Raw genomic sequence first — 16032 nt, forward strand, 5'->3', positions numbered from 1 at the left:
GGAAACACGCTGCATCTATAATTCCGTTCATGGCAGATGAGTCCCAGCAGCACCTCGTGGCGCGCTTGGTAGGCTACTTGGCTCGGCTCAGGCGCCCCGCCTTGCTGATCACCGTAGCCTGCTTCGCATATTATCTGGCCACGCTGTGGGAATACTACGAATGGCCGCGGGTGATCTACTTGACGATCCTGCTGCTTTTGCCGGTGCTACCCCAATTCGGGAATCAGGCCCGAAACCCCGTCTGGGTTCCGCTGTTTTCTTTCGGGCTACTCGCGCTTTTCTACTACGACATGAGCCAGGAGTATCTGACCGATTCGTATCTGCGCTCGGGGCTGTTGGCTTTCAGCGACATCGCGGCGAACTTTGAAATTACTTCGGCAATAACCGCGTACCTGGAGTGGTTCTGGACCTGGTGGCGGGTGGCCGCTGGTTTTGCGGTGTTCGCCGCTGCCCTCCCGCTGCTTGGCCGCCTCGCCAGCTGGCTGGATCGCGCGCGCGACAAGTATCAGCAGCATCAGCTCGCCGAGGCCGAGACCCGTCGCCAGATTGAGCAGCGCCGCTCGGAGGAGCGGGCGCAGGAACGGGTCAGGTTGCGCGCGCTGCACCCGATGTCCGCCGCTACCCGGCCGGGCAAGATGACGGGCTTCGAGCCGCAGCTGCTGGCCCCTCTCGCCCACGAGCTGCCCCGCTCCATGTTTGGTCTGCTGCCGCGCAGCGTCGAGGGAAACCAGCTGCTCCGCGCGCTCACCATGACGAAGGAGTTGGCGGAGAACGCCACTTTCTGGGACATGAAGCTGCCCGATGACGAGTTCGCGCTGGTGAACCCCACCTGTGTGATCGTCTCGGGCCGGGAAGTCACGGTGGTGCACGCCCGGTCCTGGGTGCAAGGCGATGTCACCTGGCGGCTGGTCGACGGCGAGCTCGCCTGCTTCGACAACGCCACCGGCCACGAGGTCGGCGAGCCCAAACAGATGACCGAGGACATCGCCCACACACACGAGTTCTTCGTGCGACGGCTGGCCCAGCTGGGCGTCACGATCCCAGTGAGCACCGTGATCGTGCTGCTGCCCAGCGACGCGGGCATGGGCACGGTGGAGCCCATCAAGTGGTCGGATGCGTTCCCCATTCTGGGCCTGCCCGACTTCGTAACGAAACTGTCGGCGCAAGGGCCGTTTGATCACCGGAAGCCCGGAGCCGAGTACGTGATTCGGACGCTCAGGCAGCTCACGTCCCATCCGTCTGGCATCGCACCCCAGTCGAACGAGTACCTGCGGGAGACACAGGCCACGCTCCCCCGCAACCCCTACGAAACTGGTTCCTTCGACCCTTACGCCACCTAAGCCCTGTTTCGAAGACCATGCTGCGCTGAGACGCACCGGCCCCAGTGAGAAGGACCCCGCAGCACTGGCAAATGCGTCCGGCGCAGGAGGCAGTTGCCGAACCCCCCTGGCACGCCTCGCTCTGCTGCTCTCTCGTCGCTACCCCGGGCGAGGACAGGCGGCGGGGTAAACTGGCGGAATGTCCGTCATGGAGCTTTCGCGCAGCACACAAGACTTCCTCAAGGTGGTTTGGGCCGCCACCGAGTGGTGCGATAACCCCGTCACTCCGTCAGTGGTCGCCCGCCGGCTGGGGCTCAAGCTGTCTACAGTCTCCGGCACGTTCACCAAGCTGACAACGGAAGGACTGGCCGCGCGTTCCGAGTCGGGAAGCATCCTGCTCACCGAAGCTGGGCGAAAGCACGCGCTGCAGATGATCCGCAGGCACCGGCTCATCGAGACCTTCCTGCTGGAGCAGCTGCACTACCCACTGGAAATGGTGCACGCCGAGGCGGAGAACCTGGAGCACACCGCATCCGATTTCCTGATCAACCAGATTGACGAGTTGCTGGGTCACCCGACGCGAGACCCCCACGGAGATCCAATTCCCGACCGTGACGGCGTGCTGACCGGACCGCAGGCCAGAGTGTTGTGGACGGTTCCGCCCGGCGAGTACGGCGTCGAGCGGATTGACGACGGCGACGCGGAGCTGGTGAGTTTCTTCTCCGAGTTCGGGATCACGTTGGGGCGGCGGATCACGGTGGCAGAGGGCGAGCCCTACTCCGACACAGTGCACGTACACACGGATTCGGGCCGCTCCACCGCCTTGGGCCGACGCGCGGCCGAGGCTATCTGGGTGGCGTAGGTGGGCCACCGTAGTTTGTGCCCACCCACAGACCGTCACCTCGTTATGTACGTTACGCACCCGCTGGCTCCCGCCTACCCAGACGGATTTTCTTGACTTTCCGTTCCGCGTTCAGAACCCGATCACTGAAGCCAAAGAAGTAGGTACAGACGAAGGCGCCTACCAGCGCAGCCACGCTTGCTATCAGGTAGCCCCAGAAACTCTGCCCCAGTCCAGATTGCGGGTCGACAAAGGATGTGAATCCGATGAAGCCCCACATGTTCACGCCGAACAGTCCGGTGAGCATGCCGCCCAGCGCGCCACCGACCGACGCAGTGATGAAGGTCTCCCATACTTGAGGTTTAGGCCATACATCGCAGGCTCCGTGATGCCGCAGAAGGCCGCCAGCGGGGCAGAGCCTGCCAACTCCTTGATCTTCACCACCTTCGTCTTGACGAAGATGGCGAGTGCGCCGCCACCTTGCGCAACCATGGTGGCGGAAATGATTGCGTTGAGCGGGAAGTTACCCGTAACCGCAATCTCGTTGACCGCCAACGGAATCACTGCCCAGTGCAGGCCGAAGAAATCAGCGTTAAAGTCCATGCCCAAGAAAGATGTCTCGCCCGTCTTCTTCGCCAGTGAAACGAGCGATGGATAGGCCAAAACTCCACCGGTGATGGCCACGATGATGGGGTCCGAGCCCAGCCGCTTAGCCGCCGTGAAACCAACAAATAGGAGCAGGAAATAGAACACCGAATCGCTCATGGAGGTGATCATCGCGTAGGTATCGCTCGTGTCCGTGATGACCCCGCCGTTGAGCAGCAGGGCCAAAGCTCCCTTCAGAATGCCTGCGGCGGCCAGCAGCCCGATGATTGGGATCATCGATCCCGTGACCCCGATCAGTAAACTAAAGCCGAACTTGAACCACTCGACGAAGGTTGTCGGACGCTCCACCTCCTCCGCGGAGGAATCAGCGTCGGTGCTGACGGAGGGCACCTAGGCCGTGAACGCCGGACGATACGCTCAAGAGTCTTGCTTGGCCGATGGGAGCATCCGCTAAACGTTCCGGCGTCGGCTCTCCGCCAAGACGGCACCCGATGCCCAGCGTTCAACCACGGGCGAGGGAACATCGGAACCTGGCAAGCGACTTCACCGATGGGTAAGCACCTTCCACTGCGGAGAAGCTGTGCCCCCCCAACAGCCAAACCGTACCAACGCGAAACGCAAGGAGGCCCCTTCCGGAAGCGGCCGCCCCAGCAAACTCGCCCACCCAGAAGGACCCTCCTACTGCGGCCCCGGTTCGCAGACACTCATTCAGTTCGGCTGCCCGACACAGTCAACCGATGCTCCGCTCGCTCCCCGTGCACCCCGGCTGCCATCAACCAACTTGCTAGCTCCCAAAGCCATGGCGAACAACAGTCCGTAGCCGACGGCCATCCCCGCGCTCGTTGGGGCGTCGACGACGTAAGCAGCCCAGAAGCCAACACAGGCGCCGAGCGCCGAGAAACAAGCGCTAAGCAACAGCAGCTCCCGCATCGAACGGGCAAATAGCGTCGCCGTCGCGGCGGGCACGATCATCAGGGATATCACCAGCACAGCGCCGACGGCGTAGAAGGCCGCTGTGACGGTTACCGTGGTGAGGAAGGCGATGAGCGTGGCCAACCAGCGTACCGGCAGACCCCGAACCGTCGCGAAGCCGGGGTCAAAAGTGGCCGCCTCTAGCGCCGGCAAACAGGCCAAGATGCAGGCGAGGTTGACCAGCCCCACTACCGCCATCACGATGGCGTAACGCGGCCCAATCGGAACCCCTGCCACCACGATTTGGTCAAGAGCCACGTAGTTGAGTTCTCCGACGAGCACCGAGTGGGCGTCGAGGTGGATGTGGCCGAACTTCATCGAGATCAGGATGATGCCCAGGCTGAACAGCGCCGGAAATACCAGGCCCTGCGAGGCATCTCCACCGATCAACCCCGTGTGGGCCAAGTATTCGCTGCCTGCCACGACGATGAGTCCGGCCAGCGCTGCCCCGACGATCAACAGGGGGGATCGGAAGTCGTGGGTCAGCCAGAAGCCGACGACGACGCCGGGCAGCACCGCGTGGCTCACGCCGTCGACCAGCATGGAGCGGCGTCGAAGCACCAAGAATCCGCCCGGCAGCGAACAGGCCAGGCCGGTCACCACGGCCAGGAACAACACACTAGCGATGAGGCTCACGCCGCCACCCCCAGATCGGCCCTCAGCTTGCGACGCAGGCGCGCCCGGTTGATGGCCCGCACCACGACGGAGCGGCGCGGCGCGCAAACCAGGGACAGGACCAGGACGCCGAACAGCAGCACGACGATCAGCGGGCCGGTGGGCACCTTGCCGAGCGTGATGGACAGGTAGGCGCCCGCGCCGCTGGCCAGGGCGCCCAGCAGGCCGGAGACCACGAACAGGCCGGGGACGGTGCGCACCCATTGCCGGGCCGCCGCCGGCGGCGTCACCACGAAGGCAACCATCAGCACGAGGCCGACTGCCTTGAGCCCGACCACGGTCGCCACCACTATCAGCACGAAGATGATCGAGTCGAGGAGCTTGACGGGCAGCCCCCGCACCTCGGTGAACTTGGGGTCGAAGGTGCGCGCGCTGAGCGCCGGCCCGAAGACCAGCAGCACAACCAGCCCCAGCACCCCGACGACGGCCGCGGTCAGCAGATCGGAAACGGTCAGCGTCGACGCGTTGCCGAACAGGTAGCTGTGCACGCCGCCCTGCCCGCTCTGGCCGCTGCGGGTCCCGAACTGCATGATGATCAGGCCCAGCCCGAAGAACGTGCTGAGCACAATCGCCATCGCCGCGTCGCTGCCCAGCTTGGTCCGGCGGGCAATGATGTCCGCACACCACATGGCCGCGACGCCCGCGACGATCGCGCCCACCATGAGCGCGGCCATGTTGCGCCCGTCGCCGAAGAACGCGACGGCGACCCAGAAGGCCCCGAGCACCCCGGGCAGCGCGGCGTGGGACACCACGTCGCTGATCAGGGACTGCTTGCGCAGGTAAGCAAAAGACCCCAAGGAACCGGCGATCAGCCCAATCAGGCTGGTGCCCAGAAACACCATCCGGAACGTGTGGTCGGAGAAGAATTCGATCGGGTTCACGAGGCCGCCACAAGATCTACGGGGTCGTGGGCCTGGTAGGCCCGGGCGATATTCTCTGTGGTGAAAGCCTCCTCGACCGTCCCCTGAGCCACTACACTCCGGCTGAGCAGGAGCACCTCGTCGCACAGCTCGGGGACGCTGCTCAGGTCGTGGTGCACGACGACGACGCTGGCGCCGGCGTCGCGCACTTCGTGCAGGACCCGCATGATGGTGCGCTGGCTGGGGGCGTCAACCCCCTGGAAGGGCTCGTCCATGAAGTAGAGCTCCGCCTGGCTGGCCAACGCGCGCGCCAGGAAGGTGCGCTGCTTCTGCCCGCCGGAGAGTTCGCCGATCTGCTCATCGGCCAGGTCGAGTACGCCGCACTGTTCCATCGCAGCGTCGGCCAGTGCCCGCGACCCTGCGCTGGGGCGACGCCACCAGCCCCGGTCGTGGGGCACGCCCATCTGCACCACGCCGCGCACCGTCGTAGGGAAGTCCCAGTCGATGCTGGCGGCCTGCGGCATGTACGCGATCCGGCTGCGCACGCGCGCCAGCGACTCGCCGAAGAAGCTAACTTCCCCGGCGAGCCGCGGCACGACGTCGAGGGCCGCCTTGATCAGGGTGGATTTACCAGCCCCGTTGGGGCCGATGACGCCCAACAGCGTCCCCGGCCCCACCTCAAGGTTGACCCCGATGAGCACCGGTAGGGCGTTGCGGTAGGCCACGCTGAGCCCTTCGATGCTGCAGAACATCATTTGCCGCCCAGCGCCTGTGCCACGGTCTTGGCGTTGTATTCGAGGACGCCCAGGTAGGTGTCCACCCCGGCCGTGTCGCCGAGCGCATCAGCGTAGAGAGCCTTGTCGGAAACCTCGACCTCCCAACCCTTGGAACGCACGGCCTCCTTGAGGCTTTCGATGGCCTGGGGGTTGGCCAGGTTGTCCTGGAAGATCACCGGAACCTTCTTCTCGGCGATCATCGAAGCCAGCTGGCTGAGCTCGGCGGCCGAGAGCTGCGCCTCGGAGGACACGAAGTCAGTAGCGTGCACCTCAAGGTTGAAGGTACGGCCGAAGTAGTTGAACGCATCGTGGCCGGTGACGAGGACGCGATTGGATGCCGGCAGCTTGTCCAGCTCATCCTTCGCCTTCTTGGCCGTATCGGCGATCTTGCCTCGGTAGGCGGCCGCGTTGTCGGCGTAGGTCTTAGCCTTGTCCTTGTCCACTTCGCCAAGCTTCTCCCCGACAGCGGTCACCACGTCGCTCCACACCTCGGGGTCGTTCCAGATGTGCGGATCCTTCAGCGGGTTGCCGGCCTCATCGGGCTCCGGCCAGTCGAGTAGCTTCGCCGGGTCGAGTTTGGTGCCCACTTCGAGCTGCTTATCGCCGAGCCCGCGGAGCTGGTCGATCATCTGCGCTTCCATGTGCAAACCCGTCCACAGCACCACGTCGGCGGAGCGCATCTTCTCGATGTCCTGAGTGGAGGGTTGGTAGGTGTGCGGGTCGCCACCAGGGCCCACCATCGTGGTGACGCGGGCATCGGGCGCGATGTTGGCCACCGCATCGGCGAGGTAGCCAGTGGTTGCATAGACGTCAAGGACGTCGTCTCCGGCTGACTGCTGTGCCGAGCAGCCAACGAGCAGGGCTCCTGCCGCGAGGGCGGCGACGACCGCCCGGCGCGGGAACTTGTGATCTAGATTTCGCATGGCCGACATCCTAGATTCGGCCTTGCGAATAGCGCAAGGTGGAGTAATCATTATCCGTCTCAGCGGCATCTGCTACCTTCGCCCCATGTTCACCACCTGCGCCATCGCCGGCTACCGTTCCCTGCGCGACGTCGTGGTACAGCTGGGCCGGCTGAGCGTCATTACCGGCGGCAACGGTGCGGGAAAGTCCAACCTCTACAAGGCTCTCCGCCTGCTCTCGGCCGCCGGGCGGGGCGAGCTGATCGCCAGCCTGGCCCGCGAGGGCGGCCTCGCGTCGGCCCTGTGGGCCGGCCCGGAGCACCTCGGCTCCGCCCGGCGAACGGGTCGTGCGCAGGGCACGCTCCGCACCCGAGCGGTGAGCCTGCGAATCGGGCTCGGCGGCCCCACGAGCCTGCTGCTGGACATCGGCCTGCCCTCCCCTTCCCAGGGCGACACCCTTTTCGACCGCGACCCGGAGATCAAACGCGAGGAGGTCTGGCTGGGGCCCACTCGTCGGCCCTCGACGATGATCGCCAGCCGCGCGGGCGGCTTTGCGAGGCTCGTAGAGCCCCCGACGGAACTCTCCGGCCTGGCCGCCTTCGATTCGGTGCTAGAAACCAGAACCCCCGAACTCAGCGCCCTGCGTGACAACCTTGCAAGCTGGCGGTTCTACGACTCGCTACGCGTCGACGCCGGCGCGCCCGCCCGCCAGCCCAGGGTGGGCACCCGAACATTCCGGCTCGCCGACGACGGAGCCGACCTGGCCGCAGCGTTGCGCACGATTATCGAATCCGATCCCAGCGAGCTGTTCGCGCACTTCGCGGACGCCTTCCCCGGCTCCGAGCTTTCGGTGATTTCCGCCCAGGGCCTGTTCGACGTGCAGGTCCGCCAGCCCGGAATGTTGCGCGCGCTGAGCGCCGCCGAGCTGTCCGACGGCACCCTGCGCTATCTCATGCTGCTCGCGGCCCTGCTCACCCCCCGCCCGCCCGCGCTGGTTGCGCTCAACGAGCCCGAAGCCAGCCTGCACCCCAGCCTGCTACCCACACTCGCCGACCTGATTCGCTCCGCAGCCGAGCGCACCCAGGTCGTAGTGGTCACGCACTCCGCCGAACTGGCCGAACAGCTCGGCGGCACCCGGATCGAACTCGCGAAGGATTGCGGAGAAACCATCGTTGCCGGTCAGGGCCTACTTGACCGCCCCGCCTGGGATTGGGGCAGGCGCTAGCCGAACCGCCGGTACGCACGGTTCTCATCCGACCCGGTGCCCCAGAGCAGCCCGCCGACATCGTCTAGGAAGGCCGCGTCCGGGCGCGCGGTCCACAGCTCGGCGCCGTCTGCCAGGCTGCGGGCGGTAACCACCAGGCCGTTCTCGTCCAACCCCACGCAGTAGTACATCGTGCGCGCGACGATCGGGTCCCGTCCCAGCGCCGCGCTCTGCCCGGGCGCGCTCGGCAGCCAACGCCCGTCGCCGCTAGCCAGCTCGCCGACGAAAATCTCCTCATTGCTGCGCACCACGACGTTGTCGCCGACCACGTCAATCCACTGCGCGCCCCGAAGCGCCTGGCTCCAGCGCTGCTTGCCCGAAGCGGTGTCGATGGCGACCACGGACACCTCGCCGCTCGGCGCCTGCGAGGACAGGAACAACTCCCCACCCGAGACACGGATCCCCTCCCCCGCCCAGGGCCTGGTCCAGCTCTGGCGGCCCGAGGACCAGTCAAAGCCCTTGATACTGTCACTCGTCACGCCGACGAGGGCGTCGTTCGTCAGGTAGGTGACTCCCCCGATCTGCCACGGCACCCGCCTGCCGGACTCCCGCTCCACCAGGGCATCCACCCGCTGATCGTTCGACGTATCCGCCGTGACGGCCAGCACCGACCCGTTGCGGTGGATACGCGGCTGGGGGTCCCCCCGATGGAAATCCGGCAGCTGGTAGCTCCAGCGCTGCTCGTCCAGGTCGATCCAGCTGGCAAGCTCTCCGTTGCGCAGGTCGATGCTGTAGAGCCTGCCGTCGGCCGACGACACGGGAGCGCGGTGCGCCGGCCAGTCCTTCCGGCTCAGCTCCGCCCCGTCGGAGGAGCCCACCCACAGCACCTGGGATTTGTCTCCCGCGCCCAGCGGCCCGCTGGGCTCGGCACCCACCGCCACCGTCGAGAAGTACAGGGCGTAGGCCCCGGCCTCGCTGGCGTCCAGGACGGTGACGCTGCGCCAGTCGACATCCAGGATGTAGCTCTGCTGCCAGCGCTGCTCGCCGTCGATGAGCAGCGTCACCTGAGTGGACTCGGCCCGCGCAACCGTCACCACGCCGCCCGGCACCGGCTGCGCGGCAGTCACCCACTCGCCGCTGGGCCGCGGGGCGTCGGGCAGATCCACCGCCGGCTCCCGCCGCAGCGTGAACTCGCCGGAGGTCGGCCAAAACCACCAAATGCCCGCCGCCGCAAGCACCGCCACTATGGGGAGCACGAGCCACCACCGGTGGCGCCGCTCGACCGCCTGGGCGCGCCGAGGCCGCGCAGTCGTCGCGACGGGTGGGTAGCCCTCCTCGGCATCGTCTGCGTACTTCATCAGGCTCACCTCCGCCTCACCACAACCGTACCAAACAGCATATCGACGAGGTGCCGACGCTCGGCACCGATCACCATCAGCGGCAGCCCCAGGCACTTCACCGCGCAACGCAACGCGGGCCGCCACAGGCCGAGCGGCCCTCCATCCACCCGCACCACCCCGACGCCGGAAAGCAGCTGCCCGAAGGAGCCTCCTGCCACGGTGGTCAGCACGGCCGACTGCACGAAGAACACGGCGAGGATCATGAAGCTGCGCCAGCCCGAACCCCAGAGCACATCCGTGCCGAAGATCAGCAGCGCGACGATCATCGACGCGAGCCAGTCGATCAGCAGCGCCCCGATCCGCGAACCCCAGCTCGCCAGCGAGCCACGTCCCGTTTCCGGCAGCCCAAGGAAAGAACCCGGATACTCCATCTCCACCCCCGGAAGCCTACCGCCTCGCGAAGCCGAGCGTGGCCGGCCGCGGCCCGCGTCGCCGACTCGCCCACCCGCTGGATCCGACGTAGGCTGGGCTCAGCCCTGGACGGGCACGCGAGCAGCCCACCGTCGACGGGCTATGTTGAGCGAGTAAAACCGCACCGAAGGGTGGAATGGATATGTTCCGAGACGCGTCCGAGCTGCTGGCCTACATCGCCACCGAGGACATCGAGACGATCGACGTCCGATTCTGCGACCTGCCCGGCGTGATGCAGCACCTCACGGTCCCAGCTGCAGCCTTTGACGAGGCGGTGTTCGTGGACGGGCTGGGCTTTGACGGCTCGTCGATCGCGGGCTTCCAGAAGATCCACGAGTCCGACATGACGCTCTTGCCAGATCCGACCACCGCTTACCTCGACCCATTCCGCAAGTCCAGGACCCTCAACCTGAACTTCTTCGTCCACGACCCGCTGACCAAGGAACCCTATTCCCGAGATCCAAGGAACATTGCCCGCAAGGCGGAGGCCTACCTGCTGTCCACCGGAATCGCCGACACCGCCTACTTCGCCCCCGAGGCCGAGTTCTACGTGTTCGACGACATCCGCTTCGAAACCGGCCCGAACAGCTCCTATTACCACATCGATTCCGAAGCCGGCGCCTGGAACACCGGACGCATTGAGGACGGCGGAAACCGTGGATACAAGGTGAAGTACAAGGGCGGCTATTTTCCGGTGGCGCCCGTGGATCACTTCGGCGATCTGCGCGACGACATCGTGCGCCACATGCAGAATTCCGGCCTCAAGGTGGAGCGCGCCCACCACGAGTGCGGCACCGCGGGCCAAGCCGAGATCAATTGGCGCTTCGACACGCTGCTCACCGCCGCCGATGACGTGATGAAGTTCAAGTATCTGGTGAAAAACACCGCGTGGCACGCGGGAAAAACCGCCACGTTCATGCCGAAACCCATCTTCGGTGACAACGGTTCCGGCATGCACTGTCACATGTCTCTGTGGGAGTCCGGGAAGCCGCTGTTCTACGACGCGGACGGCTACGCCGGCCTCTCCGACGTGGCCCGCTGGTACATCGGCGGGCTGCTCGCGCACGCGCCCGCGCTCCTGGCGTTCACCAACCCAAGCGTGAACTCCTACCACCGGCTGGTCCCCGGGTTCGAAGCCCCAGTCAACCTCGTGTACTCCCAGCGCAACCGATCCGCCTGCATCCGCATCCCGATCACCGGCGCCAATCCCAAAGCCAAACGGGTGGAGTTCCGCTGCCCCGACCCGTCGTCGAATCCCTACCTGGCGTTCTCCGCGATGCTGCTCGCGGGACTGGACGGCATCCAGAACCGCACCGAGCCGCTGGCCCCGGTCGACAAAGACCTCTACGAGCTGCCCCCGGACGAGCACGCCGAGGTGCCGACGGTGCCCGGCAACCTGGGCGAGGTGCTCGACGCGCTGGAAGCCGACCACGAGTTCCTGCTCGCAGGCGACGTGTTCACCCCGGACCTCATCTCCACCTGGGTGGAACTCAAGCGCGCCGAGATCACCGCGATCGCGCAACGCCCCCACCCCTACGAGTTCGAGCTGTACTACGCGCTGTGACACCTGTGTCTCCCTAGCAAGTCGCCAAGAGTGAGCTGACAAACCCGGCAGGAAGAGTGATGACATATATACCTGGAGCAAAACCACGGATCACACTCGCTCGTCATCTTCTACGGGCCGCGGCTTCCGCCGCTGGATATGACTGGTTGGTACGAACAGTATTCGAGGTATCTTCGACTTCAGATTTACAAGTCACCCAGCTAGTTTCTCAAGCAGCCCACACCTTAGCCACCGGACCACTTCTAAGAGATTTTCCAAACAAGAGGGACATCGCAGAATGGGCCGAAGCAACCCTCTGCGAAGCCTATGAACATCTCTCCGATAAGTCACCAGGTGATCTCACCAAGGCCGCGGCATTCTCCGCTGAGGCTCTTAGCAAACTTATACTCGACAAAGGAATACCTAAAAATAAGCTAAACGACCACTCATCATTCAGCCACGATGAGCTTGAATACTTGAAAGCCTTGAACCATGAAGCTGCTGCTCTAGTGAGTCGATGGTACAGGACCTTCCCTGAGGGCAGAACCGTAGCAACGGTTGAAATACTCAACTCTCTGCTGGCTTCGACCACTAGAATCGAGCAATTAATATCCTCATCCAGAAGTCAAAATACTCGCAAGAGGGAACAGCTGACAGCGCTATGGCATGAAATATGCAGCGCAACCCTACTCCAACTTAAAAGGCTTCCAGATTACTACCCCGTCAAGTTTACAGTCTCTGATCTGTGCGAAAACCTTCAAATCGCCCTGCTAGGCGAGCATGACTTTCAGCATTTTGCCTCGCGTCGCCTATACTTGGACTCCTTCTTCCATAGCGGAAGCCTTGTTGACTCGGCGACCTTGGCTACTAAGCCAGGCCTATATATCGTTCTAGGAGACCCAGGAAGCGGAAAGACAACCCTAGCCAAAGGGATATTGCTACAAGAGCAGTACAGCGAGAGACCATTGATCTTTGCACGACTAGAGGATCTAGACCACATATACCAAACTCAATCGCTCAGTTCACGAAATCAAGCAGTCATACTAGCTGCTGCCAAATTTGCACAGATTGCTATTAAACACAATGATGCTGAGTCTTTGAGCGATATTTACCTCACCCACGACAAGGCGCTCATTGCCCTTGATGGCCTTGACGAAGTAATTTCAGCTGCCGGATACTCCGCAGCCCGCGAATGCGCCCTCGCCCTTGCACGGGACGGCCATACCGTGTTAGTGACATCACGTATAGCGGGCTACACCTCCCCCTGGAAGGAGGCAGATGGACATTTTGCCATGTTGCCCTTGGCAACAGAACAACAGTTACATTTTGCCAATTCATGGTTTGAAGCGTCTAAGTCTGAGCTGGCTAGAAAGCGCTTCGAGACTTCTCTGCAGAACTCATCAATCGCAGCAGTTATGGAGAACCCGCTAATACTGGGAGCAGTCTGCCTACTCGCACATTATGATCATATTCCCCAAACACCAGCGAGAGTTATTGATCGATTTATTGACCATTTCTTCAGAGCACCTTGGAAAGCCCCAAGCCTTCAACTTATAGACGTAAAAAAAATCGCTAAACTGCGGCAGACCGCCCTCATAACCGCCTGGAAAATGGCACACTCGAAACACCAGGGCCATCTGAGCTGGACAGACACTATACGTATAGCAGAACTAGGTAGCTCCGACAACGGGGACAGCATCGACCTTTACCAAACAGGCATGCTGATCCCACACGGAGCGTTAGAGCCGATTGGAGACACACACCAGCAAGTCCGCTGGCTTCACCGACGATTCCACGAGAATCTTGTAGCTCGACAGCTTTCAAATATGATAGAGGAGCAAGGCAAATGGAAGTCAGCCATGTCAAGAGCAGTACTTTCACCTGCTTGGCAAGAAGCGCTGGACCAATGCTTCGATTTCCTGTCGCAGGAAGCGCTTCGAGCAGTGATAGTTTTTCTGGAAACACGAACCTCCGAAAGCTTTTCTGGAGAGAAATACTACCAGGCCCTTTTTAGAGCAGCTCGTCGCATAGACGAAGAAGAACTCCGGGAACATTGCGCCGAGCTTGCCATCCAGTCAAACTACTGGTTTGACGCGATAGACCTGAGAATAACCTCCGTCCTGCCTGCCCTCATTAACTCAGCAAAAAAACACAAACTACCAACCGCCCTTCCTTGGATACTAAACACACTCATTGAACGCGGATCATACGACCCTCAAGCTTTTAACAGCATCGCGCAATATTCAAATGAAGCCCGGATCATTCACATAGCAGCGATCGCTCGCAAGAACTGGAACGCCATAACCAAGAGACAGATAGTTAAGATCCTTGAGAACGAATCCCCCTTGAAGTTTCCTTTGTTTGCCACCCCTCTCGGTGCCCCAGAATGGAACGACCTCTACGACACTTTGGATCACATCTGCTCTTTTCCACACAGCACGAACGAAAACTCTGAATGTTTGTGTTCTCGGGTCGCATTTGAGCTATACAGGGCTAATCCCGAAGCCTGGCAAACTGCACACTCAAGGAAGCCATCTTCACCACTCAAAACTCAAATAATTCTCCAAACAGACGACCTGGATCTGTCCTGTAACGATATAAACGCAAGCAGCATATGCCATGCGACCAGCCTGCGCGTGGCTTTTACAGCTTTGACGCAGCAACGCGAGCTCCCGCCTCTTTTCAGCGAATGTCTAGTTGCAGAAGCTGCGAGCATCGATTTCGGTGCAGCACATGCTGAAGTACACGAGAGCCGCGATAGCATAGACCTACTAGCAGATTTTGCCGAAGAAGTTATCAACCGCTACAGGAAAAAGAAGAATCTTTCTTTGACCCAAGCGATATTGGCTGACCAAGCACTGCGCTTCATGTCCACCCACCCCACACCTTCCTCGATTATAACGCTGATTCGCTCTTCCCTTAACCTCAATGCACAGTTTGATTCAAACCTGGTAGCCCAAGCACTTAATTGCGCCCCATGGGGCGAAGCAATTCAGCATGATTTCCCCAGCACTGCTTCCGGAAAATTTTGGCTTGGGTATTCGAGAATCGTTCGCGCACAGCTTTCACTCAGCCCTCTCTCTGACTCATCCGAACCGACAACAGGCTCCGCAATTGAAGAAATATTGGCAAGCCTCCCTCTAGTATGCTCTCCCCAGTCCCGCCTAAGAACTAGCGCATTGGCCGAAATGCTGGACTTTTCCGATATCCCCAATAGCTTCCTGCCAAAATTCATCTTTTTCGGGTATCGCATAGTGTCACAGTATAATTCCGAGACGGCATCGATCACCAAAGAAAGAATAGACAGACTACTGTGGGAGCGAAACCTCCTCCCAGAGTATCTTGACCAACAGGATTCATTAAACATCCCTCAGGACTCCAACGAGTAGGTTCTTTGCCTTTTAGATCTGACCTGCACGTTGTGTTGCTGTTTCTTGAGTTCTGGTAGGTTGGGGGCCCTGTCAGTGAGAGTTTGATTGGAGTTGCCCCGCATCAGATTTAGCGGCAGGGCTGCTGTGTAGATTGTGAGAGAGTCAGACAGGGGTAGGCCACCGGTGATTCCGGCGGGGAAAGAAGATCAGGGTCGTGCCCGGTGTCCTGGCCGGCGAGATATCGATTGCTGAGGCTGCTCACCGAGAGAAGTGTCCGAGCACTCAATTGGCGGTGGAAAGCGGACTTCCTTGAAGGTGGCGAGACCGCGCTGGTCGCGGATAAGTATGGGCCCTCAGCGAAGGGAGCAGCATCTAGGTGTGATGTCCGGTCGGGTTGGTGTGGTTCGTGTGGTGCGGGCGTGTGAGACGAGGGCCTCCTGTGGTGAAGTTGGGGCTGTATAGAAGCCAGCACCTCCGTCGAGGAAGCTTTCGTGTCCCGCACTGCCCGTTCGAAGGCTGCTTTGATATCACGAACCCGACTGAGGCTGGCCCGGGTCGTGGTCGAGCGGGGGCTGATCCATAGCTGGGGCGGCTGGGCGTTATGACGTGTCCCGTAAGTCTGCGCAGAAGTGGTCGAGACGTTAGCGTGGCCAGAACGCGGCGGGCGTGTTTGGCAGGTCATCGCGCCCCCTGCGCCAGCCCAGGCGAGACCCCTGACCCGTCTGGTGAAGAGGCTCATGGGCTTGAGGATCAGGCTGCGGCTGGTGCTACGTCGGGCGCGGGCAAGAGGCTTCCGTAACTGTGTAGTCATGTCGGCTCGGACGAGTGCGGCCAAGGAGTCTCTGGCCCTGCTGCCGGTCGGGACGTGCTACCTGCACGCCGTCATTGACGGCTACTCGCTGGTCGCCTACGTCGAGGCCCGCGGGCGAGACCGTCCGCACCGCGACCGCCGTACTCGTTCGCGCGCTCGCCTGATTCGCTGCCCGAAGCATCACGGTCAACCGATAGCGGCGGCTGCTACCGGTCCCCATTTTTGCTGCGGCACCTGCGTCGAACTGGGCATTGCCCACAACCGCTCCAGGCCGTATCGGCCTCAGATCAGCGGGAAGATCGAACGTTTTCACCGCACGTTGGTCGAGGGCTGGGCCTTCA

Annotated in this window: 12 protein-coding genes and 1 pseudogene; 6 read left to right on the forward strand and 7 right to left on the reverse strand. The window is 62.2% G+C overall.

Annotated elements, in window-relative coordinates; translation table 11 throughout:
• Window positions 1–29: 29 nt before the first annotated feature.
• Both EII42_RS11530 and EII42_RS11535 read left to right on the forward strand, forming a co-directional pair.
• A complete protein-coding gene (locus EII42_RS11530) occupies window positions 30–1340 on the forward strand; it encodes a hypothetical protein (protein WP_125172295.1) in 1311 nt (436 codons plus the stop codon).
• Window positions 1341–1518: 178 nt separating this feature from the next.
• A complete protein-coding gene (locus EII42_RS11535) occupies window positions 1519–2181 on the forward strand; it encodes a metal-dependent transcriptional regulator (RefSeq protein WP_125172296.1) in 663 nt (220 codons plus the stop codon).
• 261 nt (window positions 2182–2442) lie between these two features.
• Here EII42_RS11535 and EII42_RS13330 read toward each other — a convergent pair whose 3' ends face one another.
• The 5 genes from EII42_RS13330 to EII42_RS11560 all read right to left on the reverse strand — a co-directional run bounded on the left by EII42_RS13330 (window position 2443) and on the right by EII42_RS11560 (window position 6972).
• On the reverse strand, window positions 2443–3156 hold the full coding sequence (locus EII42_RS13330) for a hypothetical protein (protein WP_199729873.1): 714 nt from the start codon (window positions 3154–3156) through the stop codon (window positions 2443–2445).
• A gap of 318 nt (window positions 3157–3474) precedes the next feature.
• Window positions 3475–4374 carry a metal ABC transporter permease gene (locus EII42_RS11545; RefSeq protein ID WP_125172297.1) on the reverse strand — a complete coding sequence of 300 codons (900 nt, stop codon included), beginning with the start codon at window positions 4372–4374 and terminating at the stop codon, window positions 3475–3477.
• The gene (locus tag EII42_RS11550; RefSeq protein WP_125172298.1) at window positions 4371–5294 is read right to left on the reverse strand and encodes a metal ABC transporter permease; all 924 of its coding nucleotides are present in this window, start codon (window positions 5292–5294) and stop codon (window positions 4371–4373) included. Before EII42_RS11550 ends, EII42_RS11545 begins: the two co-directional genes overlap by 4 nt.
• Entirely contained in the window at window positions 5291–6028 is a 738-nt protein-coding gene (locus EII42_RS11555; RefSeq protein WP_125172299.1) for a metal ABC transporter ATP-binding protein, read from the reverse strand. Before EII42_RS11555 ends, EII42_RS11550 begins: the two co-directional genes overlap by 4 nt.
• Window positions 6025–6972, reverse strand: a complete 948-nt coding sequence (locus tag EII42_RS11560) for a metal ABC transporter substrate-binding protein (RefSeq protein ID WP_125172300.1) — start codon at window positions 6970–6972, stop codon at window positions 6025–6027. Before EII42_RS11560 ends, EII42_RS11555 begins: the two co-directional genes overlap by 4 nt.
• Between EII42_RS11560 and EII42_RS11565 the strand changes: the two genes are divergently transcribed.
• On the forward strand, window positions 6971–8176 hold the full coding sequence (locus EII42_RS11565) for an AAA family ATPase (protein ID WP_233558384.1): 1206 nt from the start codon (window positions 6971–6973) through the stop codon (window positions 8174–8176). The two genes, EII42_RS11560 and EII42_RS11565, sit on opposite strands and share 2 nt — an antisense overlap.
• Here the strand turns inward: EII42_RS11565 and EII42_RS11570 are convergent.
• A complete protein-coding gene (locus EII42_RS11570) occupies window positions 8173–9513 on the reverse strand; it encodes a PQQ-binding-like beta-propeller repeat protein (RefSeq protein ID WP_125172301.1) in 1341 nt (446 codons plus the stop codon). The two genes, EII42_RS11565 and EII42_RS11570, sit on opposite strands and share 4 nt — an antisense overlap.
• Window positions 9514–9518: 5 nt before the next feature.
• Window positions 9519–9926: an RDD family protein gene (locus EII42_RS11575; protein WP_125172306.1), complete on the reverse strand. Its 408-nt coding sequence runs from the start codon at window positions 9924–9926 to the stop codon at window positions 9519–9521.
• Window positions 9927–10108: 182 nt separating this feature from the next.
• Between EII42_RS11575 and glnA the strand changes: the two genes are divergently transcribed.
• From glnA to EII42_RS11590, 3 genes and pseudogenes are all read left to right on the forward strand, one after another.
• Window positions 10109–11530: a type I glutamate--ammonia ligase gene (gene glnA / locus EII42_RS11580; RefSeq protein WP_125172307.1), complete on the forward strand. Its 1422-nt coding sequence runs from the start codon at window positions 10109–10111 to the stop codon at window positions 11528–11530.
• A 59-nt stretch (window positions 11531–11589) separates the two neighbouring features.
• A complete protein-coding gene (locus EII42_RS11585) occupies window positions 11590–14898 on the forward strand; it encodes an NACHT domain-containing NTPase (RefSeq protein ID WP_125172302.1) in 3309 nt (1102 codons plus the stop codon).
• Window positions 14899–15689: 791 nt separating this feature from the next.
• A pseudogene (locus EII42_RS11590) lies at window positions 15690–16032 on the forward strand (DDE-type integrase/transposase/recombinase); the annotation flags it as partial.

The organism is Tessaracoccus sp. OH4464_COT-324, from assembly GCF_003932855.1.
In the GTDB taxonomy this organism is placed as follows: Bacteria; Actinomycetota; Actinomycetes; order Propionibacteriales; family Propionibacteriaceae; genus Arachnia.